The 25,534-nt window shown below is 63.0% G+C and carries 23 protein-coding genes; 22 read left to right on the forward strand and 1 reads right to left on the reverse strand.

What is annotated here, in order from left to right; genetic code table 11:
- The first annotated feature begins 49 nt into the window (after nt 1-49).
- From rpoB to QA645_RS17825, 4 genes are all read left to right on the forward strand, one after another.
- A complete protein-coding gene (rpoB, locus tag QA645_RS17810; protein WP_254132191.1) occupies nt 50-4,168 on the forward strand; it encodes a DNA-directed RNA polymerase subunit beta in 4,119 nt (1,372 codons plus the stop codon).
- A gap of 129 nt (nt 4,169-4,297) precedes the next feature.
- Nucleotides 4,298-8,494, forward strand: a complete 4,197-nt coding sequence (rpoC, locus tag QA645_RS17815; protein ID WP_254132190.1) for a DNA-directed RNA polymerase subunit beta' — start codon at nt 4,298-4,300, stop codon at nt 8,492-8,494.
- Between the two features lie 192 nt (nt 8,495-8,686).
- Nucleotides 8,687-10,747, forward strand: coding sequence for an FAD-dependent oxidoreductase (locus QA645_RS17820; protein WP_283051879.1), 2,061 nt, complete (start codon nt 8,687-8,689; stop codon nt 10,745-10,747).
- A gap of 135 nt (nt 10,748-10,882) precedes the next feature.
- Nucleotides 10,883-12,907, forward strand: a complete 2,025-nt coding sequence (locus QA645_RS17825) for an ABC transporter ATP-binding protein (RefSeq protein WP_283051881.1) — start codon at nt 10,883-10,885, stop codon at nt 12,905-12,907.
- On the opposite strand, the gene QA645_RS17830 is transcribed toward QA645_RS17825, so the two are convergent.
- On the reverse strand, nt 12,835-14,073 hold the full coding sequence (locus QA645_RS17830) for an NAD(P)/FAD-dependent oxidoreductase (protein WP_283051883.1): 1,239 nt from the start codon (nt 14,071-14,073) through the stop codon (nt 12,835-12,837). The two genes, QA645_RS17825 and QA645_RS17830, sit on opposite strands and share 73 nt — an antisense overlap.
- Before the next feature lie 667 nt (nt 14,074-14,740).
- On the opposite strand from QA645_RS17830, the gene rpsL reads away from it, so the two are divergent.
- The 18 genes from rpsL (at nt 14,741) to rplE (ending at nt 25,528) form a co-directional block, all read left to right on the forward strand.
- On the forward strand, nt 14,741-15,112 hold the full coding sequence (gene rpsL, locus QA645_RS17835; RefSeq protein WP_007603006.1) for a 30S ribosomal protein S12: 372 nt from the start codon (nt 14,741-14,743) through the stop codon (nt 15,110-15,112).
- A 15-nt stretch (nt 15,113-15,127) separates the two neighbouring features.
- A complete protein-coding gene (gene rpsG / locus QA645_RS17840) occupies nt 15,128-15,598 on the forward strand; it encodes a 30S ribosomal protein S7 (protein WP_283051886.1) in 471 nt (156 codons plus the stop codon).
- Nucleotides 15,599-15,628: 30 nt separating this feature from the next.
- The gene (gene fusA, locus QA645_RS17845) at nt 15,629-17,701 is read left to right on the forward strand and encodes an elongation factor G (RefSeq protein ID WP_283051888.1); all 2,073 of its coding nucleotides are present in this window, start codon (nt 15,629-15,631) and stop codon (nt 17,699-17,701) included.
- A 40-nt stretch (nt 17,702-17,741) separates the two neighbouring features.
- Nucleotides 17,742-18,932, forward strand: coding sequence for an elongation factor Tu (tuf, locus tag QA645_RS17850; RefSeq protein ID WP_212301602.1), 1,191 nt, complete (start codon nt 17,742-17,744; stop codon nt 18,930-18,932).
- An 82-nt stretch (nt 18,933-19,014) separates the two neighbouring features.
- The gene (gene rpsJ, locus QA645_RS17855; RefSeq protein WP_002712302.1) at nt 19,015-19,323 is read left to right on the forward strand and encodes a 30S ribosomal protein S10; all 309 of its coding nucleotides are present in this window, start codon (nt 19,015-19,017) and stop codon (nt 19,321-19,323) included.
- Between the two features lie 52 nt (nt 19,324-19,375).
- Nucleotides 19,376-20,092, forward strand: a complete 717-nt coding sequence (gene rplC / locus QA645_RS17860; protein WP_254132185.1) for a 50S ribosomal protein L3 — start codon at nt 19,376-19,378, stop codon at nt 20,090-20,092.
- A 1-nt stretch (nt 20,093) separates the two neighbouring features.
- Nucleotides 20,094-20,714: a 50S ribosomal protein L4 gene (gene rplD, locus QA645_RS17865; protein ID WP_011088150.1), complete on the forward strand. Its 621-nt coding sequence runs from the start codon at nt 20,094-20,096 to the stop codon at nt 20,712-20,714.
- The gene (locus QA645_RS17870) at nt 20,711-21,013 is read left to right on the forward strand and encodes a 50S ribosomal protein L23 (RefSeq protein WP_027535292.1); all 303 of its coding nucleotides are present in this window, start codon (nt 20,711-20,713) and stop codon (nt 21,011-21,013) included. Before rplD ends, QA645_RS17870 begins: the two co-directional genes overlap by 4 nt.
- Nucleotides 21,014-21,025: 12 nt before the next feature.
- Nucleotides 21,026-21,859, forward strand: a complete 834-nt coding sequence (gene rplB / locus QA645_RS17875; RefSeq protein ID WP_254132184.1) for a 50S ribosomal protein L2 — start codon at nt 21,026-21,028, stop codon at nt 21,857-21,859.
- Nucleotides 21,860-21,871: 12 nt separating this feature from the next.
- Nucleotides 21,872-22,150, forward strand: a complete 279-nt coding sequence (gene rpsS / locus QA645_RS17880) for a 30S ribosomal protein S19 (RefSeq protein ID WP_008136357.1) — start codon at nt 21,872-21,874, stop codon at nt 22,148-22,150.
- A 10-nt stretch (nt 22,151-22,160) separates the two neighbouring features.
- Nucleotides 22,161-22,550 (forward strand): 50S ribosomal protein L22, encoded by a 390-nt coding sequence (gene rplV / locus QA645_RS17885; protein WP_057745488.1) that lies wholly within the window; start codon nt 22,161-22,163, stop codon nt 22,548-22,550.
- 18 nt (nt 22,551-22,568) lie between these two features.
- Nucleotides 22,569-23,294 carry a 30S ribosomal protein S3 gene (gene rpsC, locus QA645_RS17890; protein ID WP_254132183.1) on the forward strand — a complete coding sequence of 242 codons (726 nt, stop codon included), beginning with the start codon at nt 22,569-22,571 and terminating at the stop codon, nt 23,292-23,294.
- A gap of 29 nt (nt 23,295-23,323) precedes the next feature.
- Nucleotides 23,324-23,737, forward strand: coding sequence for a 50S ribosomal protein L16 (rplP, locus tag QA645_RS17895; RefSeq protein WP_027535296.1), 414 nt, complete (start codon nt 23,324-23,326; stop codon nt 23,735-23,737).
- A gap of 5 nt (nt 23,738-23,742) precedes the next feature.
- Nucleotides 23,743-23,949 carry a 50S ribosomal protein L29 gene (gene rpmC, locus QA645_RS17900; protein ID WP_027535297.1) on the forward strand — a complete coding sequence of 69 codons (207 nt, stop codon included), beginning with the start codon at nt 23,743-23,745 and terminating at the stop codon, nt 23,947-23,949.
- 13 nt (nt 23,950-23,962) lie between these two features.
- Nucleotides 23,963-24,211, forward strand: coding sequence for a 30S ribosomal protein S17 (rpsQ, locus tag QA645_RS17905; RefSeq protein WP_057745481.1), 249 nt, complete (start codon nt 23,963-23,965; stop codon nt 24,209-24,211).
- Nucleotides 24,212-24,295: 84 nt separating this feature from the next.
- Nucleotides 24,296-24,664: a 50S ribosomal protein L14 gene (rplN, locus tag QA645_RS17910; protein ID WP_007603030.1), complete on the forward strand. Its 369-nt coding sequence runs from the start codon at nt 24,296-24,298 to the stop codon at nt 24,662-24,664.
- Nucleotides 24,664-24,978 carry a 50S ribosomal protein L24 gene (gene rplX, locus QA645_RS17915; RefSeq protein ID WP_212235942.1) on the forward strand — a complete coding sequence of 105 codons (315 nt, stop codon included), beginning with the start codon at nt 24,664-24,666 and terminating at the stop codon, nt 24,976-24,978. Before rplN ends, rplX begins: the two co-directional genes overlap by 1 nt.
- The gene (gene rplE / locus QA645_RS17920) at nt 24,971-25,528 is read left to right on the forward strand and encodes a 50S ribosomal protein L5 (RefSeq protein ID WP_011088141.1); all 558 of its coding nucleotides are present in this window, start codon (nt 24,971-24,973) and stop codon (nt 25,526-25,528) included. Before rplX ends, rplE begins: the two co-directional genes overlap by 8 nt.
- Nucleotides 25,529-25,534: the final 6 nt, after the last annotated feature.

Genomic DNA, 25,534 nt, shown 5'->3' on the forward strand with positions numbered 1-25,534 from the left:
CGCGTTCCGGACGGCGCGCCCAGAGCGGGCGACGAAATGAGAGGCCACGATGGCGCAGCAGACATTCACCGGTCGCAAACGCGTTCGCAAGTTCTTCGGACACATCAAGGAAGTCGCCGAGATGCCGAACCTCATCGAGGTTCAGAAGGCGTCCTATGACCAGTTCCTGATGGTCGACGAACCCGTCGGCGGGCGCCTCGACGAGGGCCTGCAGGCCGTGTTCCGCTCGGTGTTCCCGATCTCGGATTTCTCGGGCACCTCGATGCTGGAATTCGTCCGCTACGAGTTCGAGCAGCCGAAATATGACGTCGACGAGTGCCGCCAGCGCGGCATGACCTTCGCGGCTCCCCTCAAGGTGACGCTGCGCCTCATCGTGTTCGATATCGACGAAGAAACCGGCGCGAAGTCGGTCAAGGACATCAAGGAGCAGGACGTCTACATGGGCGACATTCCGCTCATGACGATGAACGGCACCTTCATCGTGAACGGCACCGAGCGCGTCATCGTCTCGCAGATGCACCGTTCGCCGGGCGTGTTCTTCGACCACGACAAGGGCAAGACCCATTCGTCGGGCAAGCTGCTGTTCGCTGCCCGCGTGATCCCGTATCGCGGCTCCTGGCTCGACATCGAGTTCGACGCCAAGGACATCGTCTATGCGCGTATCGACCGTCGCCGCAAGATTCCGGTGACGTCGCTGATGTTCGCCCTCGGCCTCGACGGCGAGGCGATCCTGTCGACGTTCTACAAGAAGATCCTCTACAAGCGGACCAAGGAAGGCTGGCGCGTTCCGTTCGACGCCAACCGTTTCCGCGGTTACTCGACCATCAACGACCTGATCGACGCCGACACCGGCAAGGTCGTGCTCGAGGCCGGCAAGAAGCTCACCGTCCGCGCCGCCCGCCAGCTCCAGGAGAAGGGGCTCAAGGCTCTGCGCCTGTCGGATGAGGAGCTCGTCGGCAACTACCTCGCCGAGGACCTCGTCAACCCGAAGACGGGTGAAATCCACGCCGAAGCCGGTGAGGAAATCACCGACAAGTCGATGAAGGCCCTCAACGAGCACGGCTACAAGGAACTGCCGCTGCTCGACATCGACCACGTCAATGTCGGCGCCTACATCCGCAACACGCTCTCGGCCGACAAGAACATGACGCGTGAAGACGCGCTGTTCGACATCTACCGCGTGATGCGCCCGGGCGAGCCGCCGACGCTGGATTCGGCGCAGGCGATGTTCCAGTCGCTGTTCTTCGACGCCGAGCGTTACGACCTCTCCGCGGTCGGCCGCGTCAAGATGAACATGCGCCTCGACCTCGATGCGCCCGACACCCAGCGCACGCTGCGGAAGGAAGACATCCTCTCCGTCATCAAGACGCTGGTGGATCTGCGCGACGGCAAGGGCGAGATCGACGACATCGACCATCTCGGCAACCGCCGTGTGCGCTCGGTCGGCGAGCTCATGGAGAACCAGTACCGCATCGGCCTCCTGCGCATGGAGCGCGCGATCAAGGAGCGCATGTCCTCGGTCGACATCGACACGGTCATGCCGCAGGACCTGATCAACGCGAAGCCGGCGGCTGCCGCCGTGCGCGAGTTCTTCGGCTCCTCGCAGCTCTCGCAGTTCATGGACCAGACCAACCCGCTGTCGGAGATCACCCACAAGCGCCGCCTGTCGGCACTTGGACCGGGCGGTCTGACCCGCGAGCGCGCCGGCTTCGAAGTGCGCGACGTGCATCCGACGCATTACGGCCGCATCTGCCCGATCGAGACGCCGGAAGGTCCGAACATCGGTCTGATCAACTCGCTCGCCACCTTCGCGCGCGTGAACAAGTACGGCTTCGTCGAGACGCCTTATCGCAAGGTCAAGGACGGCCGCGTCACCGACGAGGTCGTGTACCTCTCGGCGATGGAAGAGGGCCGCTACACGGTCGCGCAGGCCAACGTGCCGCTCGATCCGAAGGGCCGCTTCACCGAAGATCTCGTGGTCTGCCGTCACGCCGGCGAAGTCTTGCCGGTGACGCCGGACAAGGTCGACTACATGGACGTGTCGCCGAAGCAGCTCGTTTCGGTCGCCGCGGCGCTGATCCCGTTCCTCGAGAACGACGACGCCAACCGCGCGCTGATGGGCTCGAACATGCAGCGCCAGGCGGTGCCGCTGGTTCGCGCCGAGGCGCCGTTCGTCGGCACCGGCATGGAAGGCGTGGTTGCGCGTGACTCGGGTGCTGCGATCGCGGCACGCCGTTCGGGCGTCATCGACCAGATTGACGCGACCCGCGTCGTCATCCGCGCCACCGAAGATCTCGATCCGACCAAGTCGGGCGTCGATATCTACCGGCTGATGAAGTACCAGCGCTCCAACCAGTCGACCTGCATCAACCAGCGTCCGCTGGTGAAGGTGGGCGATATCGTCAAGAAGGGCGACATCATCGCTGACGGTCCGTCGACCGATCTCGGCGAGCTCGCGCTTGGCCGTAACGTGCTCGTCGCGTTCATGCCGTGGAACGGCTACAACTTCGAAGACTCGATCCTGCTCTCCGAGCGGATCGTGAAGGAAGACGTCTTCACCTCGATCCACATCGAGGAATTCGAGGTGATGGCCCGCGACACCAAGCTCGGACCTGAGGAAATCACCCGCGACATTCCGAACGTTTCGGAAGAAGCGCTGAAGAACCTCGACGAAGCCGGTATCGTCTACATCGGTGCGGAAGTGCGCGCCGGCGACATCCTGGTCGGCAAGATCACCCCGAAGGGCGAGAGCCCGATGACGCCGGAAGAAAAGCTTCTGCGCGCCATCTTCGGTGAAAAGGCCTCCGACGTTCGCGACACCTCGCTGCGCGTTCCCCCGGGCGTGCAGGGCACGATCGTGGAAGTCCGCGTGTTCAACCGTCACGGCGTCGACAAGGACGAGCGTGCGCTGGCGATCGAGCGGGAAGAAATCGAGCGTCTGGCCAAGGACCGCGACGACGAGCAGGCGATCCTGGACCGCAACGTCTACAACCGTCTTGCCGAGCTCCTCGAGGGACGGCAGGGCATTGCGGGCCCGAAGGGCTTCAAGAAGGACACCAAGATCACCCGTGCGGTGCTCGAGGAGTACCCGAAGTCGCAGTGGTGGCTGTTCGCTTCGCCGAACGACAAGCTGATGGCCGAGATCGAGGCCATGCGGAAGCAGTACGACGAGTCGAAGAAGGGGCTCGAGCAGCGCTTCCTCGACAAGGTCGAGAAGCTTCAGCGCGGTGACGAATTGCCGCCCGGCGTGATGAAGATGGTCAAGGTCTTCGTCGCGGTGAAGCGCAAGATCCAGCCCGGCGACAAGATGGCCGGCCGCCACGGCAACAAGGGCGTGGTGTCGAAGATCGTGCCGATCGAGGACATGCCGTTCCTCGAAGACGGTACGCACGCCGACATCGTGCTCAATCCGCTCGGCGTGCCCTCGCGCATGAACGTCGGACAGATCCTCGAGACCCATCTCGGCTGGGCCTGCGCCGGCCTCGGCAAGCGTATCGGCCAGACGGTCGATGCTTACCTGTCGAAGCAGGACATCAAGCCGCTGAAGGAAACCTTGAAGAAGGTCTACGGCGAGGACGAGACGATCAAGACGCTCAACGACAACGAGCTGCTTGAACTCGGCCATAACCTGAGCCGCGGCGTGCCGATCGCGACGCCGGTGTTCGACGGTGCCAAGGAAGCCGACATCGAGGAGATGCTGAAGCTTGCCGGTCTCGACGCTTCGGGTCAGTCGACCGTCTATGACGGCCGCACCGGCGATGCCTTCGATCGCAAGGTGACGGTGGGCTACATCTACATGCTCAAGCTGCACCATCTCGTCGACGACAAGATCCACGCGCGTTCGATCGGTCCGTACTCGCTCGTCACCCAGCAGCCGCTGGGCGGCAAGGCGCAGTTCGGCGGCCAGCGCTTCGGCGAAATGGAGGTGTGGGCGCTCGAAGCTTACGGCGCGGCCTACACGCTTCAGGAAATGCTGACCGTGAAGTCGGACGACGTCGCCGGCCGTACCAAGGTGTACGAGGCGATCGTGCGTGGCGACGACACCTTCGAGGCCGGTATTCCGGAATCGTTCAACGTGCTGGTCAAGGAAATGCGCTCGCTCGGCCTCAACGTCGATCTGCACAATTCCAAGGTGGGACCGGCGCCGACGTCGGAAGCAGCCGAGTAATACGACCTTTCATGCCCGGCCTTCGCGGCCGGGCATTGGCGCCCCTCCCGATGCCTTGAGGGCAGGGCGCCCCGCTTGAGTGATTTTCGAATTTGCGGCCGGAGGCGACCGGTACGCGAGGAGAAGACGATGAACCAAGAAATTATGAATCTCTTTAATCCGACGACGCCGGCTCAGGTCTTCGACCAGATCCGCATCTCGATCGCGTCCCCGGAGAAGATTCTGTCCTGGTCCTACGGCGAGATCAAGAAGCCGGAGACCATCAACTACCGTACCTTCAAGCCCGAGCGCGACGGCCTGTTCTGCGCCCGCATCTTCGGGCCGATCAAGGACTACGAGTGCTTGTGCGGCAAGTACAAGCGCATGAAGTACAAGGGCATCATCTGCGAGAAGTGCTCGGTCGAGGTCACGCTGTCGCGCGTCCGGCGCGAGCGCATGGGCCATATCGAGCTCGCGGCTCCGGTCGCCCACATCTGGTTCCTGAAGTCGTTGCCGTCGCGCATCGGCCTGCTGCTCGACATGACGCTGAAGGATCTCGAGCGGATCCTATACTTCGAATATTACGTCGTGCTCGAGCCGGGTCTCACCGCGCTGAAGGACCGTCAGCTGCTGTCGGAAGACGAGTATCTGAAGGCGCAGGACGAGTACGGCCAGGATTCCTTCACCGCCATGATCGGCGCGGAGGCGATCCGCGAACTGCTCAAGGGCATGGACCTCGAGAAGCTCGAGCTGACCTTGCGTGCGGAGATGCAGGAGACCGACTCCGACATCAAGCACAAGAAGCTCGCCAAGCGCCTGAAGATCGTCGAAGCGTTCCGCCACTCCGGCAACAAGCCGGAATGGATGATCCTGACCGTCGTTCCCGTGATCCCGCCGGACCTGCGTCCGCTGGTGCCGCTGGACGGCGGCCGCTTCGCGACCTCGGACCTCAACGACCTCTACCGTCGCGTCATCAACCGCAACAACCGCTTGAAGCGGCTGATGGAGCTGCGCGCGCCCGACATCATCATCCGCAACGAGAAGCGCATGCTTCAGGAAGCGGTCGATGCGCTGTTCGACAACGGCCGCCGCGGCCGCGTCATCACCGGTGCCAACAAGCGCCCGCTGAAGTCGCTCGCCGACATGCTGAAGGGCAAGCAGGGCCGTTTCCGCCAGAACCTGCTCGGCAAGCGCGTCGACTATTCGGGCCGTTCGGTGATCGTGGTCGGTCCCGAGCTGCGCCTGCATCAGTGCGGCCTGCCGAAGAAGATGGCGCTCGAGCTGTTCAAGCCGTTCATCTATTCGCGGCTTGACGCCAAGGGCCTGTCCACCACCGTGAAGCAGGCGAAGAAGCTGGTCGAGAAGGAGCGGCCCGAGGTCTGGGACATCCTGGACGAGGTGATCCGCGAGCATCCCGTGCTGCTCAACCGCGCGCCGACGCTGCATCGCCTGGGCATCCAGGCGTTCGAGCCGGTGCTGATCGAGGGCAAAGCGATCCAGCTTCACCCGCTGGTCTGCTCCGCGTTCAACGCCGACTTCGACGGCGACCAGATGGCCGTGCACGTTCCGCTGTCGCTGGAAGCGCAGCTGGAAGCGCGCGTCCTGATGATGTCGACCAACAACATCCTGCATCCGGCGAACGGCCAGCCGATCATCGTGCCGTCGCAGGACATCGTGCTGGGTCTCTACTACGTCTCGATCATGCGCGAAGGCCTGCCCGGCGAGGGCAAGCTGTTCGGCGACATGGCCGAGCTCGAGCACGCCCTGCATGCGAAGGTCATCCACCTCCACACCAAGATCAAGTATCGGTGGGAAGGCATGGACGAGACCGGCAAGGTCTCCAAGCGCTGGATCGAGACCACCGCCGGCCGCGTCATGCTGGGCAATTTGCTGCCGCGGAACCCGCGCATCTCGTACGAGATCATCAACAAGCTGATGACCAAGCGCGAGATCTCCGGCGTCATCGACCAGGTCTACCGTCACTGCGGCCAGAAGGAGACTGTGATCTTCTGCGACCGCATCATGGCGCTCGGCTTCTACAATGCGTTCAAGGCCGGCATCTCGTTCGGCAAGGACGACATGGTCGTGCCGCACTCCAAGTGGAAGATCGTCGACACCACCCGTACGCTGGCGAAGGATTTCGAGCAGCAGTACAACGACGGCCTGATCACGCACGGCGAGAAGTACAACAAGGTCGTCGACGCCTGGTCGAAGGCGACCGAAGAAATCGCCAAGGCGATGATGAAGGAGATCTCCTCCACCAAGAAGACGGCGAGTGGAGCCGATGCCGACATCAACTCGATCTACATGATGGCTCACTCCGGTGCCCGCGGTTCGCCGGCCCAGATGCGCCAGCTCGCCGGCATGCGCGGCCTGATGGCCAAGCCGTCGGGTGAGATCATCGAGACGCCGATCATCTCGAACTTCAAGGAAGGCCTCTCGGTTCTCGAGTACTTCAACTCGACCCACGGTGCCCGTAAGGGCCTCGCGGACACCGCGTTGAAGACCGCGAACTCGGGTTACCTGACCCGTCGTCTGGTCGACGTCGCGCAGGACTGCATCATCACGCAGTCCGATTGCGGCACCAAGCTCGGCATCAAGATGCGCGCCATCGTCGATGCCGGCACCGTGGTCGCTTCGCTCGGTTCGCGCATCCTCGGACGCACGGCCTGCGAAGACATCCGTGACAGCTCCGGCAAGGTGATCATCAAGCGCGATACGCTGATGGAAGAGAGCCATCTGGACGCCATCCAGCAGGGTGGTGTGCAGGAGGTGAAGATCCGCTCGGCGCTGACCTGCGAACTCGTCAACGGCATCTGCGGCAAGTGCTACGGCCGCGATCTCGCCCGCGGCACGCCGGTCAACCACGGCGAAGCGGTCGGCGTCATCGCGGCGCAGTCGATCGGCGAGCCGGGTACCCAGCTCACCATGCGCACCTTCCACATCGGTGGTGCGGCGCAGCTCAACGAGCAGTCTTTCGTCGAAGCCAATTTCGACGGCAAGATCGTGATCCGGAACAAGGCCATCGCCCGCAACAGCGAAGGTCACCTGGTCGCGATGGTGCGCAACATGGTGGTGGCGATCGTCGATGCCGACGGCACCGAGCGTGCGACGCACCGTGTCCAGTACGGCGCGCGCCTGCACGTCGACGAGGGCGATATGGTCAAGCGTGGCCAGCGTATCGTCGAGTGGGATCCCTACACCCGTCCGCTGCTCACCGAAGTCGAAGGAACCATCGGCTTCGAGGATCTGGTCGAAGGGCAGTCGATCTCGGAAACGCTGGACGAGGCCACCGGTATCGCCAAGCGCGTGGTCATCGACTGGCGCTCGACCCGCGGCGGCGCGGACCTGCGTCCCGCCATCGTGGTCAAGGGCAAGGACGGCAAGGTGCTCAAGCTCGCCCGTGGCGGCGATGCCCGCTACATGCTGTCGGTCGACGGCATTCTGTCGGTCGACGTCGGTGCCAAGGTCAACCCGGGTGACATCCTCGCCCGTGTCTCGACCGAAAGCGCCAAGACGCGTGACATCACCGGCGGTCTGCCGCGGGTGGCGGAACTGTTCGAGGCTCGGCGTCCGAAGGATGCGGCGATCATCGCCGAAATCGCGGGCACCATCCGGTTTGGACGCGACTACAAGAACAAGCGTCGCATCTCGATCGAGCCGATGGACAAGACCGACGAGCCGCGCGAGTACCTGATCCCGAAGGGCAAGCACATCCACCTTCAGGACGGTGACGTCGTCGAAAAGGGCGACTTCATCGTGGAAGGCAACCCGGCGCCGCACGACATTCTTGCGGTCAAGGGCATCGAGGAGCTCGCGGCCTACCTGGTCAACGAAATCCAGGAGGTCTACCGGCTCCAGGGCGTGCTCATCAACGACAAGCACATCGAGGTGATTGTCCGTCAGATGCTCCAGAAGGTGGAAGTCACCGACCAGGGCGACACGGACATGATCTCCGGCGAGCAGGTCGACAAGATCGAGTTCGACGCGCTGAACGAGAAGGCCAAGGAAGAGGGCAAGAAGGTCGCCACGGGTACGCCGGTTCTGCTCGGCATCACCAAGGCGAGCCTCCAGACCCGTTCGTTCTTCTCGGCGGCCTCGTTCCAGGAGACCACCCGCGTCCTCACGGAAGCGGCGGTCAACGGCAAGGTCGATCCGCTCGAAGGCCTCAAGGAGAACGTCATCGTCGGCCGGCTGATCCCGGCGGGCACCGGCGCCTCCATGGCGAAGATCCGCGAAGTCGCGATGAAGCGCGACAAGCTGATCCTCGACGAGCGCGAGAAGCAGGCGGCCGTCGTGTCGCCCGCTCCGGAAGCCGAGCTTCCTGCGCTTCCGCCCGCGGAATGATGGTTCATCCGTAGGAATACCGAGGACAATGAAAAGGCCGGCGAAAGCCGGCCTTTTTGCTGCTTTGATTGCCTGTTGCGATGCAGGATCAACCTTTGTTCATCTTTCCTTCAGGCGCAAAAGCGCTTCTGCTAAGGGAACTTAGACCGGTGGTCCCGTGACGGGGGCAGGGCCGGAGACCACGGAACTGACATGCTTGATCTCGCAATCGTAGGCGGCGGCCCCGGCGGGCTGATGAGCGCCTGGTACCTGAAGCGCAAGCTCGGTGACCTCTGCCGCATCACCATCTATGAAGCCTCCGACCGCCTCGGCGGCAAGATCGTCACGCGCAAATTCGATTCCGCGCCGGCGATGTACGAGGCCGGCGTCGCGGAGATCTACGACTACTCGATGACGGGTCCCGATCCGCTGCGCGAGCTGATCCAGCATTTCGGCCTGCAGACCATTCCGATGGACGCCGAGCAGGTGCAGTTCGGCGGCGAGCTGCTCGACGACGTCGCCGGCATGCGGCGCAGATACGGCGCCAAGACTGCGGCTGCGATCGAACAGTTCCGCAAGCGCTGCGCCGACGAGATGTCGCCGATCGAATATTACGAGGGCGTCGGCGCGCACGACAACGAGAACCCCTGGGCCTACAAGACCGCCGAGCAGGTGCTCGACGAGGAGGTCAAGGACGAGATCGCAAAGCGCTTCTTCAAGGTGATGGCGCGCTCCGATATCGCGACCGAGAGCCACAACACCAACGGCCTCAACGCGCTCAAGAACTATTTGATGGATGTCGACGGCTATATCGGCCTCTATTCCATCCAGAACGGCAACGAGCAGCTGATCGAATGCCTGCAGTCGGAGGTCAACGCCGACATCCAGCTCAATCACCGCGTGCTCACCGTCGGCAAGGCGCCGACCGGCCGCTATCAGCTCAAGATGATGAACGGGAAGGGACCGGAGACGCGCGACTTCGATCTCGTGCTGGTCTGCCTGCCGCATTCCTGGCTCTCCACGATGGGGTGGGAAGGCGAGCAGCTGCGCAAGTCGATGGTCAAGCACGTCTCTTATTTCGACCGTCCCGCGCATTACCTGCGCGTCTCGATCCTGTTTGATTCCCCGTTCTGGGGAGAGAAGATTCCCGGCGCCTGGTTCATGTCGGAAGCGTTCGGCGGCTGCTGCGTCTACAATGAGGGCGCGCGCCATGACGTCGGCAAGCACGGCGTCCTGAACTGGCTGATTCCCGGTTCCGATGCGCTGGCGTTCGCCAATCTGTCGGACCAGGAGCTGATCGATGCTGCGCTGAAATCGCTGCCGGCTTCGCTCGGCGATGCCCGTGCGCATTTCATGGAAGGCAAGATCCACCGCTGGCTGTCGTCGGTGAACGCGATACCGGGCGGTCTGCCCGTACGCGACGTCATGACCAATCACCGGCCCGAACCGAAGGAACATCCCGGCATCGTCGTGGTCGGCGATTACCTGTTCGACTCCACGCTGAACGGCCTGCTCGATTCGTCGGACGCGGCGACCGATATCATCCTGACCGAGATGATGCGGCTGCGCCGCGAGCACGCCCAGGACGGCAAGCCGGTTTCGGACAAGATCGACCGCGACTATTTCGAGAACTATCGCGGCGTCGGGCCTTACAGCGAAGCGTGGCGGCAGTTCACCGATCCCGACTACCTTGCCAGGCTGATCGGCATCGTCTGGGGGAAGACGAAGGGCGCGAAACTCCTGGTCGCGGGCTCGGCCAGCGGCGAACTGGTCGGTGCGCTGCGCGATCGTGGCATCGATGCCTGGGGCATCGAGAACAACCGCGCCATCCACGCCAGGACGCCAAAGGCGCTGAAGAAGTACAACAAGCTGGGATCGATCCTGGACATGCCGTTCAAGGACGGCGCGTTCGACTACGTGTTCGAGACCAGCCTCTGCCACGTTGCCCCGAAGCAGGTGGTCCGCGCGATCCGCGAGTTGAACCGCGTGGTCAAGACCGGCCTCGTGTTCGGCTCGATCACCTCGGACATGGCCTCGGCCGTGATCGACCGCTACGATCTGCTGCGCGGGGTCAAGAAGCTCGGCACCTGGTGGGAATGGTCCGAACTGTTCTTCGGCAACGGCTTTGATCTGTCGATGCACCGCAAGGATTGCACCGATGCCCTCTGGGCGGCGACGCTCGCCGCCAACAAGGGCCCGGGCCAGTGGTATGCCGACGCCGATAGCTTGCGTTATTCCTTCTTCGACAAGGTCGAGGACGAAGACGACGACTAGCCTCACAAGGCGGATGAATTCGCCAATTGTTTTGCCGAATTCATCCTGATCGCATAGAATCGATGGCAGTAGCGGCGTTCCGCTATTTCTCTGGTTTCTCTGCGGTCAGGCCGGCCGTCAGCATCGGTTGGTTTCATGGCGTCCAAGCCTCTTTCTCCCGACAAACAGAAGCTCGCCTCGCACGAGGCGGCCGAGCTCGAGGACAAGCTCGCCGCGGATCACAAGCCGGAGCTGGAAGACGACGAGGAAGACGAAGACGAGGACGACGACGACGACGAGCTTGAGCTCGACGACGATGATGACGAGGAGCTCGTCGTCTTTACCGCGCGCGAAGCCGCCGGCGCGCTCGCGACCATCCTGGGCTTCGTCAAGCCGTTCCTGTCCAACTACAAGCGCATCCTGGGCTATGTAGCGTTCGGCGTTCTGGTCGAGACGCTGTTCAATGTCATCATGCCGCTCAGCCTGAAGTACCTGATCGACGACGCGCTCGGCGAGGAGGATTTCCAGGCGCTCTACAAGATCCTCGGCGTGCTCGCGGCCGCCGGCATCTTCACCTCGATCGTCGCGGTCTGGTACGAGCGCTGGGACGCGCGGCTTGCCGCCTGCATCATCTCCGACGTCCGCAAGCGCCTGTTCGAGCACGTCCAGGACCTGCCGGCGGCCTATTTCGGCCGCACCAAGCGCGGCGAGATCCTGTCGCGCTTCTCGGTCGATCTCTCGGCCTTCGAAGGCTCGGTCAAGACCTTTGCCAACAGCGCCGCGCTGCCGTTCCTGGAGCTGATCGCCGGCATCATCCTGATGCTGTTCCTGAACTGGCAGCTCGCCGTGGTCGCGCTGCTGGTGTTCCCGATCACCCTGATCGGCCCGCGCATCCTGACGCCGAAGGCGGTGCAGGCCAATTACGAGCAGAAGCTCAACGAAAGCGCGCTGCTCGGCATGGTGCAGGAGAACGTGGCGGCGCAGGCCGTGATCAAGGCGTTCAGCCTGCAACGCAGGATGTTCGGCTTCTTCAATTTCCGCAACGACGAGACCCGCAACAGGATCGCCGCGGCGGCGTTCCTGTCGACCATGGTGGAGCGGACGGTCACCATCTCGGTGCTGCTGCTGCACCTCGTCGTGCTCGCGATCGGTGCCTATCTGGCGACCAAGGGCCAGATCACCATCGGCACCTTCGTCACCTTCGAGAGCGCGTTCTGGGAGGTCTCCTACAACATCGCCCACGTGATGCATTTCATCCCGGTGTCGATCTCCTCGGCCGCCGCGATCCGCCACATCCAGGAGTTGCTGGACGAGCCCACGCGCGGCGCCGATCGTCCCGGCGCGCCCGACCTGCCGCGCATCACCCACGACATCACCTTCGACCACGTCACGTTCCAGTACGATGGCGGCCAGACGCCGGTGCTGGACAATCTCAGCCTCAAGCTCAACGTCGGCAAGAGCATCGCCATCGTCGGCCCCTCCGGCTCCGGCAAGAGCACGCTGCTCAACCTGATCCTGCGGCTTTACGTCCCGGATGAGGGCCGCGTCTCGATCGACGGTGTCGACGTGCGCAAGGTGACGCTGGACTCGCTGCGGCGGAGCATGGCCGTGGTGTTTCAGGAGAACATGCTGTTCAACATGTCGATCCGCGAGAACATCCGGCTCGGCAAGGAAGGCGCGACCGACGAGGAGGTGGAGGAGGCCGCCAAGAAGGCCGAGATCCACCGTTACATCATGGGCCTGCCGCAGCGTTACGACACCCCGGTCGGCGAGCGCGGCGATACGCTCTCGGGCGGCCAGCGCCAGCGCATCGCGATCGCGCGCGCCATCATCCGCAATCCTTCCGTGCTGCTGCTCGACGAAGCCACCTCGGCACTCGACCAGACCACGGAGGCCGCGATCAACCGCACGTTGCTGAAGGTCGCCAAGGGCCGCACCATGATCTGGTCGACTCATCGCCTGACCTCGGTGGTCGAGATGGACGAGATCATCGTGATTTCAGGGGGCAGGGCGATCGAGCGCGGCTCTCATGCCGAGCTGCTCGCCAAGAACGGCACCTATCGCAAGCTATGGAACGATCAGATCCATCAGCCGCACGGCGCGGCCGCTCAGGCCGACGACGACAACGATGATGACGAAGACGACGAGGATGATGAGGACGAGGACGACGAGGAGGAGTGACCGAGGAAGTTCGGCTCCAGGTGGACCACGCCTCCCAGTCGCCGCAACAATCCCTGGGCTGACCACGCCATGAAGCGCGCCCAGCGCTGCGCGGTCCAATAGGGGCCCGTCGCAATCGACACCGAGCGGAAGTCGAAGGCTTTTGCCGCCGACCATTCGTCGCAGGCCCGCTTGACCGGATCGGCGTAGAAGGCGGCGATCTTGTCCGCATCCATCCCGTCGGACGCCAGCCATTGCGGGATGTGGACGTTGCAGAGCCGTTCGACGTCGGTGAACACCTTGTCGCAGCCGGTACCCGCGACCGGGCAGGAGGTCGCGAAGGCATCGCCCACCAGCACCACGCCGCTCTGGTGGGTGGCGTCATTCACATAGAGATCGACCGGACGGATCTTCAGCTCGCCCAAAATGTCGAAGGCGCCGGTGATGTGCTTGAGCCGCGGCAGGGCAGCGTCCAGCGTCGCGGCCGGCGCACGGCGCAGCTCGCGCAGCCAGGGATCGTCGAAGCCGCGATACACGAACAAATTGGCGCGCATCCGCGTGCCGATCGGAAACAGCGTGATGTAGGGGATGCGGTCGCTCGGCCGCTCCGAGAAATAGGTCAGCGCCGGGAAGTCGAACGAATGCCGTCCGGCCGGCGCGACGTCGAACCCGATCGAGATCGAATGGCAGGCGCTGACGATATTTCGCGTGATACCGAGCTGATGGCGCAGGCCGACATTCAGGCCGTTGGCGAGCACGACCAGGCGGGCCGAGATCATCTCGTCATTGGCGAGCGCGATTCGCGAGCGCTCCGGGCTGGTCTCGACCGACACCGCCTTGGTCCAGATTCGCTCGACGGTTTCCGGAATCTCGTCACGGATCGCGTTGACCAGGGAATCGTAGAGGATGTTGAACTGCCGGCTCGGCGCCTTGTCGAGGAGATGCCCGAACCGCGCGATCCAGTTCTCACAGGAGAAGGTCGCCCGGCGCAGCACTGAGTCGGCGATTCCGGTCCGCTGGAATCGCTCGACCTGGCCATGACCGCTCAGCTTTTCGACGCGAAAATCGGCCGGATAGGTCTCGTGCGGGTCGATCAGCACCGCCGAAATGCCGGCACGCCCGAGCATCGCGGCGGCGGTCGAACCGGCAAGTCCCCCGCCAATGATGGCAATATCCGTGTACCGCATGGCGTCTGTCTCTGCCGGAGAGGGCAGATTGACGCATCAAGAGGAAAAAAAGCCTTAGCGCGGGTTATAAAAGTATATTTCTCCCGGGTATAAATGCGGTTGAGGCTGGCGGAACCGGGGCTTCGTTCCCATATTCGGGAGGCGCGGTGAGGGGCCAGGCAAGCGATTTCGACAGGCGCGAGAAGCGCTTTCGGACTGTCGTTTCGCCTTGACTTGAGCGATTCTCACTTATAGAAAGCGCCTCACTTAACGACAGGCGGTGAGCATTGCCAACGTCGGAACGGGCCACCCGTTGATCCCCAGGGGTCGCTAAAGCGGGCACCAACCTCGACGAATGCCGCTCAAACGCTGTCGATAATAGCTAGGCAATGCCAGTGCGATTTTAGGCCTCTCGAGCATGTTCTCCTGAGACCGAATTCGGATGCATGACCTCAGTGCGCGGGCCGCGGCTTTACGCTGATCGGCCTCAATACTGCGGTCCTCTGTGGCGTCGAAGCGCTTTCCACTCAGCAATGAGCGGTTGGCGCGATTTCGCTTTGTGCGGATTGTTCCGTGCGAGGTGGGCCCCGTCGAACGGGTAGTGCGACAAGAATTTGCGGTCCCGGGAACGGGCCGCGGCAAGACAGCGGACCCGCAAGGGACCGCGATAACAAAGGGTAAGGCCAGGATGCCGACGATCAACCAGCTGATCGCTCAACCGCGTGAAGTGCAGAAGTCGCGCAAGAAGGTGCCGGCGCTGCAGCAGTCGCCGCAGAAGCGTGGTGTTTGCACCCGCGTCTACACCACGACCCCGAAGAAGCCGAACTCGGCGCTTCGTAAGGTCGCCAAGGTGCGCCTGACCAACGGGTTCGAGGTGATCGGCTACATCCCGGGTGAGGGTCATAACCTTCAGGAGCACTCGGTGGTCATGATCCGCGGCGGTCGCGTCAAGGACTTGCCCGGCGTGCGCTATCACATCCTCCGCGGCGTTCTGGATACCCAGGGCGTCAAGAACCGTAAGCAGCGTCGTTCGAAGTACGGCGCAAAGCGTCCGAAGTAAGCGGGAACCAGCTCAATGTCTCGTCGCCACTCAGCGGAAAAGCGCGAAGTTCTTCCCGATCCGAAGTTCGGGAACATCATCGTCACGAAGTTCATGAACTCGGTGATGTACGCCGGCAAGAAGTCGGTCGCCGAAGGCATCGTCTACGGTGCGTTCGGTCTCATCGAAGGCAAGACCAAGCAGAACCCGCTCGGCGTGTTCGAGCAGGCACTCGAGAACGTCATGCCGACGATCGAAGTGCGCTCCCGCCGCGTCGGCGGCGCGACCTACCAGGTCCCGGTCGAAGTTCGTTCGGTGCGCCGTCAGGCCCTGGGCATCCGCTGGCTGATCTCGGCTGCGCGTGAGCGCAACGAGAAGACGATGACTGAGCGCCTTTCGGCTGAGCTGCTCGACGCATCGAACAACCGCGGCAACGCCGTCAAGAAGCGTGAAGATGTGCACCGGATGGCCGAAGCCAACCGCGCCTTCTCGCACTATCGCTGGTAACGGCGACACACGGAATCTAAGGAACAGCCCATGCCTCGCGTTCATGCCATAGAGAACTACCGCAATTTCGGTATCATGGCGCATATCGATGCCGGCAAGACCACGACCACCGAGCGCATCCTCTATTACACCGGCAAGAGCCACAAGATCGGCGAAGTGCACGAAGGTGCCGCGACGATGGACTGGATGGAGCAGGAGCAGGAGCGTGGCATCACGATCACCTCGGCTGCGACCACCGCCTTCTGGGCCGGCAAGCGCCTGAACATCATCGACACCCCCGGCCACGTCGACTTCACCATCGAAGTCGAGCGTTCGCTGCGCGTGCTCGACGGCGCCGTCTGCGTGCTCGACTCGAACCAGGGCGTTGAGCCCCAGACCGAGACCGTTTGGCGCCAGGGCGACAAGTACAAGGTTCCGCGCATCGTCTTCGCCAACAAGATGGACAAGACCGGCGCCGACTTCTTCAAGTGCCTGGCCGACATCGTCGACCGCCTCGGCGCCAAGCCGATCGCGATCCAGCTTCCGATCGGTGCCGAGAACAACTTCAAGGGTCTTGTCGACCTCGTGAAGATGCAGGGCATCATCTGGAACGATGAATCGCTCGGCGCGAAGTTCGACTATGTCGACATCCCGGAAGATCTGGTCGAGCAGGCCAAGGAATATCGCGAGAAGATGGTGGAAGCCGCCGTCGAGCTCGACGACGACGCTATGGCTGCCTATCTCGATGGCAAGGAGCCGGATGAAGAGACGCTGAAGCGGCTGATCCGCAAGGCGGTGCTGACCGGCGCGTTCTATCCCGTGCTGTGCGGCTCGGCCTTCAAGAACAAGGGCGTGCAGCCGCTGCTCGACGCCGTCGTCGACTATCTGCCGTCGCCGATCGACGTGCCCGCGATCAAGGGCACCGACGATGCCGGCAACGAAGTCGTGCGCAAGGCGGACGACAAGGAGCCGCTCGCGCTGCTCGCGTTCAAGATCATGGACGACCCGTTCGTCGGCACCATCACCTTCTGCCGCATCTACTCCGGCATTCTGCAGAGCGGCACCGGCGTCGTGAACTCGACCCGTGAGAAGAAGGAGCGCATCGGGCGCATGCTGCTGATGCATGCGAACAACCGCGAAGACATCAAGGAAGCCTACGCCGGCGACATCGTCGCGCTGGCCGGCCTGAAGGAAGCGCGCACCGGTGACACGCTGTGCGATCCCGACAAGCAGGTGATCCTGGAAAAGATGGAATTCCCCGAGCCGGTCATCGAGATCGCGATCGAGCCGAAGTCCAAGGCCGACCAGGAAAAGCTGGGCGTGGCGCTGGCGAAGCTCGCTGCGGAGGATCCGTCCTTCCGCGTCTCGACCGACCAGGAGTCCGGCCAGACCATCCTCAAGGGCATGGGCGAACTCCATCTCGACATCAAGGTCGACATCCTCCGCCGCACCTACAAGGTCGACGCCAACATCGGCGCGCCGCAGGTTGCGTTCCGTGAGCGCGTCACCAAGAAGGCCGAGGTCAAGTACACCCACAAGAAGCAGACCGGCGGTACCGGTCAGTTCGCGGAAGTGTCGATCGTGGTCGAGCCGAACGAACCCGGCAAGGGCTACGAGTTCGAGTCCAAGATCGTCGGCGGTGCGGTTCCGAAGGAATACATCCCCGGCGTGGAAAAGGGCCTCAACAGCGTGATGAGCTCTGGCGTGGTCGCGGGCTTCCCCGTGGTCGACGTCAAGGTTCAGCTCGTCGACGGCAAGTATCACGACGTCGACTCGTCGGCGCTCGCCTTCGAAATCGCATCGCGCGCGGCTTTCCGCGAAGCGCTGCAGAAGGGCAAGTCCGTCCTGCTCGAGCCGATCATGAAGGTCGAAGTGGTGACCCCGGAAGACTACACCGGCTCGGTCATCGGCGACCTGAATTCCCGGCGCGGTCAGATCCAGGGGCAGGACATGCGCGGCAACGCCAACGTCATCAACGCGATGGTGCCGCTCATGAACATGTTCGGTTACGTGAACAACCTGCGCTCGATGAGCCAGGGGCGCGCGACCTTCACCATGCAGTTCGACCACTACGCAGAAGCGCCGGCTAACGTGTCGGCAGAAGTCCAGAAGAAGTTTGCCTGATTGTCGTCGGTCACGAACTGACGATTGAACGGAGAGTCAAATGGCCAAAGCTAAGTTTGAACGTAACAAGCCGCACTGCAACATCGGTACCATCGGTCACGTCGACCATGGCAAGACGTCGCTGACCGCGGCGATCACCAAGGTTCTCGCCGAAGCCGGCGGTGCGACGTTCACCGCGTACGACCAGATCGACAAGGCGCCGGAAGAGAAGGCGCGCGGCATCACCATCTCGACCGCGCACGTCGAGTACGAGACGCCGAACCGCCACTACGCCCACGTCGACTGCCCCGGCCACGCCGACTACGTGAAGAACATGATCACCGGCGCCGCCCAGATGGACGGTGCGATCCTGGTCGTGTCGGCTGCTGACGGCCCGATGCCGCAGACCCGCGAGCACATCCTGCTCGCCCGCCAGGTCGGCGTTCCCGCGCTCGTCGTGTTCCTCAACAAGTGCGACATGGTCGACGATCCGGAACTGCTCGAGCTCGTCGAGCTCGAAGTCCGCGAGCTGCTCTCCAAGTACGACTTCCCGGGCGACAAGATCCCGATCATCAAGGGTTCGGCGCTCGCCGCTCTCGAGGATTCGGACAAGAAGCTCGGCCACGACGCCATCATCGAGCTGATGAAGAACGTCGACAGCTACATCCCGCAGCCGGAGCGTCCGATCGACCAGCCGTTCCTGATGCCGGTTGAAGACGTGTTCTCGATCTCGGGCCGCGGCACCGTCGTGACCGGCCGTGTCGAGCGCGGCATCGTCAAGGTCGGCGAGGAAATCGAGATCGTCGGTCTCCGTGCGACCCAGAAGACCACCGTCACCGGCGTCGAAATGTTCCGAAAGCTGCTCGATCAGGGCCAGGCCGGCGACAACATCGGTGCGCTGCTCCGCGGTACCAAGCGCGAAGACGTCGAGCGCGGCCAGGTGCTGTGCAAGCCGGGTTCGGTCAAGCCGCACACCAAGTTCAAGGCTGAGGCTTACATCCTCACCAAGGAAGAGGGCGGTCGCCACACCCCGTTCTTCACCAACTACCGTCCGCAGTTCTACTTCCGCACCACCGACGTGACCGGTGTCGTGCATCTGCCGGAAGGTACCGAGATGGTGATGCCGGGCGACAACATCGCGATGGAAGTGCACCTGATCGTGCCGATCGCGATGGAAGAGAAGCTCCGCTTCGCGATCCGCGAAGGTGGCCGCACCGTCGGCGCCGGCGTCGTCGCTTCGATCATCGAGTAATTACGAGAATAGGGACCGGCGAGTAGCGAATGGTGACATTCGCTATTCGCTATTCGCCACCCAACGAAGAGAGACCACGGCAATGAACGGCCAAAATATTCGTATCCGTCTCAAGGCGTTCGACCATCGTATCCTCGATACGTCGACCCGCGAGATCGTGAACACGGCGAAGCGCACCGGTGCGCAGGTCCGCGGACCCATTCCGCTGCCCACCCGCATCGAGAAGTTCACCGTCAACCGTTCGCCCCACGTCGACAAGAAGAGCCGCGAACAGTTCGAGATGCGCACTCACAAGCGTCTGCTCGACATCGTCGATCCGACCCCGCAGACCGTCGATGCTTTGATGAAGCTCGACCTGGCCGCCGGTGTCGACGTCGAGATCAAGCTCTAAGATTTTGGATCACGTTCGCACCTAGCGGACAGAAAGAACAGGAAGCACGCCGATGCGCTCCGGAGTGATCGCACAAAAGGTCGGGATGACGCGGGTCTTTACAGAGGCCGGCGAACATATCCCCGTGACCGTGCTGAAGCTCGGCAATTGCCAGGTCGTAGGCCACCGCACTGAAGAGAAGAACGGTTACGTCGCGCTCCAGCTTGGTTCTGGCAGCCGCAAGACCGTGTACATGCCCAAGGCAGAACGCGGCCAGTTCGCGGTCGCCAAGGTCGAGCCGAAGCGGCAGGTCGAGGAGTTCCGCGTTTCCGCGGACGCCATGATCCCCGTGGGCGCCGAGATCCTCGCCGACCACTTCGTCGTCGGCCAGTTCGTCGACGTCACCGGCACCTCGGTCGGTAAGGGCTTCGCCGGCGGTATGAAGCGCTGGAACTTCGGCGGTCTGCGCGCCACGCACGGTGTGTCGATCTCGCACCGTTCGATCGGTTCGACCGGTGGTCGTCAGGACCCCGGCAAGACCTGGAAGAACAAGAAGATGCCCGGCCACATGGGTGTCGATCGCATCACCACGCTCAACCTCCGCGTCGTTCAGCTCGACGTCGAGCGTGGCCTGATCCTCGTCGAAGGCGCCGTTCCCGGCTCCAAGGGCGGCTGGATCCGCGTGCGCGACGCCGTCAAGAAGCCGCTGCCGAAGGACGCTCCGAAGCCCGGCAAGTTCAAGGTTGCGGGCGGCGAAGCCGAGGCTGCGGCCCAGCAAGAGGGTGCGTGAGATGGAATTGAAGGTCACCACGCTCGAAGGTAAGGAAGCCGGCTCGGTCCAGCTTTCCGACGCCATTTTCGGCCTCGAGCCGCGCCAGGACATCATTGCACGTTGCGTGCAGTGGCAGCTGAACAAGCGTCAGGCCGGTACCCACAAGGCCAAGGGCCGCGCCGAAATCTGGCGCACCGGCAAGAAGATGTACAAGCAGAAGGGCACCGGCGGTGCTCGTCACGGCTCGGCCCGCGTGCCGCAGTTCCGCGGCGGCGGTCGTGCCTTCGGTCCGGTGGTGCGCTCGCACGCCACCGACCTGCCGAAGAAGGTCCGTGCGCTCGCTCTCAAGCACGCCCTCTCGGCCAAGGCCAAGGACGGCGATCTGCTCGTGATCGACAAGGCCGCGCTGGAAGCCGCCAAGACCAAGGCGCTGCTCGGTCACTTCTCGGGCCTCGGCCTGACCAACGCGCTGATCATCGACGGTGCCGAGCTCAACAACGGCTTTGCCGCTGCGGCCCGCAACATCCCGAACATGGACGTGCTGCCGATCCAGGGCATCAACGTCTATGACATCCTGCGCCGTCAGAAGCTCGTTCTGACCAAGGCCGCCATCGATGCGCTGGAGGCGCGCTTCAAATGACGAAGAACATCGAGGCTCGCCATTACGACGTGATCGTCGCACCGGTCGTCACCGAAAAGGCGACGCTGGCGTCCGAGCACAACAAGGTTCTGTTCAAGGTGGCCGCGAAGGCGACCAAGCCGCAGATCAAGGAAGCGATCGAGAAGCTGTTTGACGTCAAGGTCAAGAGCGTCAACACGCTGGTCCGCAAGGGCAAGACCAAGGTCTTCCGCGGCAATCTCGGCTCGCAGTCGAACACCAAGCGCGCGATCGTGACCCTCGAAGAGGGTCATCGGATCGACGTGACCACCGGTCTGTAAGGTCGCACGACGATGGCACTGAAGAAATTCAATCCCACGACACCTGGCCAGCGCCAGCTGGTCATGGTCGATCGTTCAGCCCTCTACAAGGGCAAGCCGGTCAAGGCGCTCACCGAGGGCAAGCACTCCTCGGGTGGTCGCAACAACACCGGTCGCATCACCGTGCGCTTCCGTGGCGGCGGTCACAAGCAGACCCTGCGCATCGTCGACTTCAAGCGCGACAAGGTCGATGCGCCGGCGACCGTCGAGCGGCTGGAATACGATCCGAACCGCACCGCGTTCATCGCGCTGGTCAAGTACGAAGACGGCACCCAGGCCTATATCCTGGCGCCGCAGCGCCTTGCGGTCGGCGATTCCGTGATTGCCGGCAACTACGTCGACGTGAAGCCGGGCAACGTCATGCCGCTCGGCAACATGCCGGTCGGCACGATCATCCACAACATCGAGGTCAAGATCGGGAAGGGCGGCCAGCTCGCCCGTTCCGCCGGCACCTACGCGCAGCTGGTCGGCCGCGACCAGGACTACGTCATCATCCGCCTGAACTCGGGTGAGCAGCGCCTGGTGCACGGCCGTTGCCGCGGCACGATCGGTGCGGTGTCGAACCCGGACCACATGAACACCTCGATCGGCAAGGCCGGCCGCAACCGCTGGCTGGGCCGCAAGCCGCATAACCGCGGCGTTTCGATGAACCCGATCGACCATCCGCACGGCGGTGGTGAAGGTCGTACCTCGGGCGGTCGTCACCCGGTTACTCCGTGGGGCAAGCCGACCAAGGGCAAGAAGACCCGCAGCAACAAGTCGACCAACAAATTCATTCTCCTAAGCCGCCACAAGCGGAAGAAGTAAGGAACGACGGACATGGTTCGTTCAGTCTGGAAAGGCCCGTTCGTCGAGGGTTCTCTGCTCAAGAAGGCAGATGCCGCGCGCGCGTCCGGCCGTCACGACGTCATCAAGATCTGGAGCCGTCGCTCGACGATCCTGCCGCAGTTCGTCGGCCTGACCTTCGGCGTCTACAACGGTCAGAAGCACGTGCCGGTGGCCGTCAACGAGGAAATGGTCGGTCACAAGTTCGGCGAGTTCTCGCCGACCCGGACCTTCCATGGCCACTCCGGCGACAAGAAAGCCAAGAAGGCTTGAGGATTAAACGATGAGCAAACCTAAGCGCGAACGGAGCCTCGCCGAGAACGAGGCCAAGGCGGTCGCCCGGATGCTGCGGGTGAGCCCGCAGAAGCTCAACCTGGTCGCCCAGCTCATTCGCGGCCGGAAGGCTTCCGCTGCGCTCGCCGACCTGCAGTTTTCGCGCAAGCGGATCGCGGTTGACGTGAAGAAGTGCCTGGAATCGGCTATCGCCAATGCCGAGAACAACCACGACCTCGACGTTGACGATCTCGTCGTGGCGCAGGCCTTCGTCGGCAACGGCCTCGTGATGAAGCGCTTTGCCGCCCGCGGCCGTGGCCGCTCGGGCCGTGTCTACAAACCATTTTCGCAGCTGACGATCATTGTTCGTCAGGTCGAAGCCGAAGCAGCAGCGGCTTAAGGGTCGCAGGAGAAAACGATGGGTCAAAAGATCAATCCGATCGGTCTGCGTCTCGGCATCAACCGGACCTGGGATTCCCGCTGGTTCGCCGGCAAGCAGGAATACGGCAAGCTGCTGCACGAGGACGTCAAGATCCGCGAGATCCTGCACAAGGAGCTCAAGCAGGCGGCCGTCGCCCGCATCGTGATCGAGCGTCCGCACAAGAAGTGCCGCGTCACCATCCACTCGGCTCGTCCGGGCGTGGTGATCGGCAAGAAGGGCGCCGACATCGATAAGCTTCGCAAGAAGGTCGCGGACATCACCTCGTCCGACGTCGTCATCAACATCGTCGAAATCCGCAAGCCGGAGCTCGATGCGACGCTGGTGGCCGAGTCGATCGCGCAGCAGCTCGAGCGCCGCGTGGCGTTCCGCCGCGCCATGAAGCGCGCCGTTCAGTCGGCGATGCGTCTCGGCGCGGAAGGCATCCGCATCAACTGCTCGGGTCGTCTGGGCGGTGCGGAAATCGCGCGCATGGAGTGGTATCGCGAAGGTCGCGTGCCGCTGCACACGCTGCGCGCCGACATCGACTATGGCGTTGCGACCGCGTTCACGACCTTCGGCACCTGCGGCGTCAAGGTCTGGATCTTCAAGGGTGAGATCCTCGAGCACGATCCGATGGCCCAGGACAAGAGAATGGCCGAAGGCGAGACGGGTGGTAGCAGCGATCGTGGTGGCCGTGGGCGCCGCGACACGGCTGCAGCCTGATCGACCTGAGAATTTGAGGGCTTAAAGCCATGATGCAACCTAAGAAAACGAAGTTCCGGAAGGCGCATAAGGGCCGGATTCACGGCGTTGCGACTTCGGGCGCGACGTTGGCATTCGGCCAGTTCGGCCTGAAGGCAACCGAGCCTGAGCGCGTCACTGCGCGTCAGATCGAGGCTGCCCGCCGCGCGCTGACCCGCCACATGAAGCGCGCCGGCCGCGTCTGGATCCGCGTGTTCCCCGACGTTCCGGTGTCGAAGAAGCCGGCCGAAGTCCGCATGGGCTCCGGCAAGGGTTCGCCGGAACTGTGGGTCGCCCGCGTCAAGCCGGGCCGGGTGCTGTTCGAGATCGACGGCGTCAACACCCAGACGGCGCGCGAAGCGCTGACGCTCGCGGCCGCCAAGCTGCCGATCAAGACGCGCTTCGTCGAGCGCATTGCGGAGTAATGGTCATGGCCCAGATGAAGATCGAAGACATCCGCGCGATGAGCCCCGACCAGCAGGACGACGCCGTCCTGAACCTGAAGAAGGAGCGCTTCAACCTGCGCTTCCAGCGTGCCACCGGGCAGCTCGAGAACACCTCGCGCCTGCGCGAGGCCCGTCGTGACATCGCCCGGATCAAGACCGTCGCCGCGCAAGCGCGTGCGAAGAAGAAGTAAGGGGCTAACGGATATGCCGAAACGTACTTTGCAAGGCGTGGTCGTCAGCGACAAGACTGCCAAGACCGTCGTGGTGCGCGTCGATCGCCGCTTCACGCATCCGATCTACAAGAAGACGATCCGCCGTTCGAAGAACTACCATGCGCACGACGAGAACAACGAGTTCAAGCCGGGCGACATGGTTTGGATCGAAGAGACGAAGCCGATTTCGAAGTTGAAGTGCTGGATCGTGATCCGGGGCGAACACAAGAAAAGCGCCTGATCTGTTGGCCTTGGCCGACTGACTTCAGGGAAATGTTGAGCGCCGGCTAGGCTGGCGCAAAGAGAAAGAGGACGAGGTGCATCAATGATTCAGATGCAGACCAACCTCGACGTGGCCGATAATTCTGGCGCACGCCGTGTCATGTGTATCAAGGTGCTCGGAGGCTCCAAGCGCCGCTACGCCACGATCGGCGACATCATTGTCGTCTCGATCAAGGAAGCCATTCCGCGTGGCAAGGTGAAGAAGGGCGACGTGATGAAGGCCGTCGTGGTGCGTGTCCGCAAGGACATCCGCCGCGCTGACGGTTCGGTCATCCGCTTCGACCGCAACGCCGCCGTTCTGATCAACAATCAGTCCGAGCCGGTCGGCACCCGTATCTTCGGGCCCGTGCCGCGCGAGCTGCGCGCCAAGAACCACATGAAGATCATTTCGCTCGCGCCGGAGGTGCTGTGATGGCTGCGAAGATCCGCAAGGGCGACAAGGTCGTCGTGCTGACCGGCCGCGACAAGGGTCGCAGCGGCGAAGTGTTCGAGGTGCGCCCCGAGGCCGGTACGGCCCTCGTGCGCGGCATCAACATGGTCAAGCGTCACCAGAAGCAGACGCAGGCCCAGGAGGGCGGCATCATCTCGAAAGAGGCGCCGATCCAACTGTCCAACATCGCGTATGTCGGCAAGGACGGAAAGCCGACCCGCGTCGGATTCAAGATTCTGGCGGACGGCAAGAAGGTCCGCATCGCCAAGAGCTCGGGAGCTGAGATCGATGGCTGAGGCCGCTTACACCCCGCGCCTGCGCGCGGAATACGACGCGAAGATCCGCACTGCCATGACCGAGAAGTTCGGTTATGAGAACGTGATGCAGGTTCCGCGCCTGGACAAGGTCGTGCTGAACATGGGCGTTGGCGATTCCGTCAACGACCGCAAGAAGGCCGAGACCGCCGCTGCCGAACTGACCCAGATCGCCGGCCAGAAGGCGATCGTGACCTACTCGCGTATCGCGATCGCGACCTTCAAGCTGCGTGAAAATCAGCCGATCGGCTGCAAGGTCACGCTGCGCAAGGCCCGCATGTACGAGTTCATCGATCGCCTGGTGACGGTCGCGCTGCCGCGCGTCCGCGACTTCCGCGGCCTGAACCCGAAGAGCTTTGACGGCCGCGGCAACTACTCGCTCGGCATCAAGGAGCACATCATTTTCCCCGAGATCGACTTCGACAAGGTCACGGAAGCCCGCGGTATGGACATCACCGTCTGCACCACGGCCAAGACCGACGAAGAGGCGAGGGCCTTGTTGACCGCTTTCAATTTCCCGTTCCGGCAGTGAGACGCT

The organism is Bradyrhizobium sp. CIAT3101 (assembly GCF_029714945.1).
GTDB lineage: Bacteria > Pseudomonadota > Alphaproteobacteria > Rhizobiales > Xanthobacteraceae > Bradyrhizobium.

What these genes read in the sequence shown, in the direction of transcription:
- fusA (WP_283051888.1), top strand. Translation starts at nt 15,629, where the DNA reads ATGCCTCGCGTTCATGCCATAGAGAACTACCGCAATTTCGGTATCATG.
- rpsG (WP_283051886.1), top strand. Translation starts at nt 15,128, where the DNA reads ATGTCTCGTCGCCACTCAGCGGAAAAGCGCGAAGTTCTTCCCGATCCG.
- rplX (WP_212235942.1), top strand. Translation starts at nt 24,664, where the DNA reads ATGGCTGCGAAGATCCGCAAGGGCGACAAGGTCGTCGTGCTGACCGGC.
- rplP (WP_027535296.1), top strand. Translation starts at nt 23,324, where the DNA reads ATGATGCAACCTAAGAAAACGAAGTTCCGGAAGGCGCATAAGGGCCGG.
- rpsS (WP_008136357.1), top strand. Translation starts at nt 21,872, where the DNA reads ATGGTTCGTTCAGTCTGGAAAGGCCCGTTCGTCGAGGGTTCTCTGCTC.
- QA645_RS17825 (WP_283051881.1), top strand. Translation starts at nt 10,883, where the DNA reads ATGGCGTCCAAGCCTCTTTCTCCCGACAAACAGAAGCTCGCCTCGCAC.
- rplE (WP_011088141.1), top strand. Translation starts at nt 24,971, where the DNA reads ATGGCTGAGGCCGCTTACACCCCGCGCCTGCGCGCGGAATACGACGCG.
- tuf (WP_212301602.1), top strand. Translation starts at nt 17,742, where the DNA reads ATGGCCAAAGCTAAGTTTGAACGTAACAAGCCGCACTGCAACATCGGT.
- rpsQ (WP_057745481.1), top strand. Translation starts at nt 23,963, where the DNA reads ATGCCGAAACGTACTTTGCAAGGCGTGGTCGTCAGCGACAAGACTGCC.
- rpoB (WP_254132191.1), top strand. Translation starts at nt 50, where the DNA reads ATGGCGCAGCAGACATTCACCGGTCGCAAACGCGTTCGCAAGTTCTTC.
- rplV (WP_057745488.1), top strand. Translation starts at nt 22,161, where the DNA reads ATGAGCAAACCTAAGCGCGAACGGAGCCTCGCCGAGAACGAGGCCAAG.
- rplC (WP_254132185.1), top strand. Translation starts at nt 19,376, where the DNA reads ATGCGCTCCGGAGTGATCGCACAAAAGGTCGGGATGACGCGGGTCTTT.
- rpsC (WP_254132183.1), top strand. Translation starts at nt 22,569, where the DNA reads ATGGGTCAAAAGATCAATCCGATCGGTCTGCGTCTCGGCATCAACCGG.
- rpsL (WP_007603006.1), top strand. Translation starts at nt 14,741, where the DNA reads ATGCCGACGATCAACCAGCTGATCGCTCAACCGCGTGAAGTGCAGAAG.
- rplN (WP_007603030.1), top strand. Translation starts at nt 24,296, where the DNA reads ATGATTCAGATGCAGACCAACCTCGACGTGGCCGATAATTCTGGCGCA.
- rplD (WP_011088150.1), top strand. Translation starts at nt 20,094, where the DNA reads ATGGAATTGAAGGTCACCACGCTCGAAGGTAAGGAAGCCGGCTCGGTC.
- rplB (WP_254132184.1), top strand. Translation starts at nt 21,026, where the DNA reads ATGGCACTGAAGAAATTCAATCCCACGACACCTGGCCAGCGCCAGCTG.
- QA645_RS17870 (WP_027535292.1), top strand. Translation starts at nt 20,711, where the DNA reads ATGACGAAGAACATCGAGGCTCGCCATTACGACGTGATCGTCGCACCG.
- rpsJ (WP_002712302.1), top strand. Translation starts at nt 19,015, where the DNA reads ATGAACGGCCAAAATATTCGTATCCGTCTCAAGGCGTTCGACCATCGT.
- rpmC (WP_027535297.1), top strand. Translation starts at nt 23,743, where the DNA reads ATGGCCCAGATGAAGATCGAAGACATCCGCGCGATGAGCCCCGACCAG.
- QA645_RS17820 (WP_283051879.1), top strand. Translation starts at nt 8,687, where the DNA reads ATGCTTGATCTCGCAATCGTAGGCGGCGGCCCCGGCGGGCTGATGAGC.
- rpoC (WP_254132190.1), top strand. Translation starts at nt 4,298, where the DNA reads ATGAACCAAGAAATTATGAATCTCTTTAATCCGACGACGCCGGCTCAG.
- QA645_RS17830 (WP_283051883.1), bottom strand. Translation starts at nt 14,073, where the DNA reads ATGCGGTACACGGATATTGCCATCATTGGCGGGGGACTTGCCGGTTCG.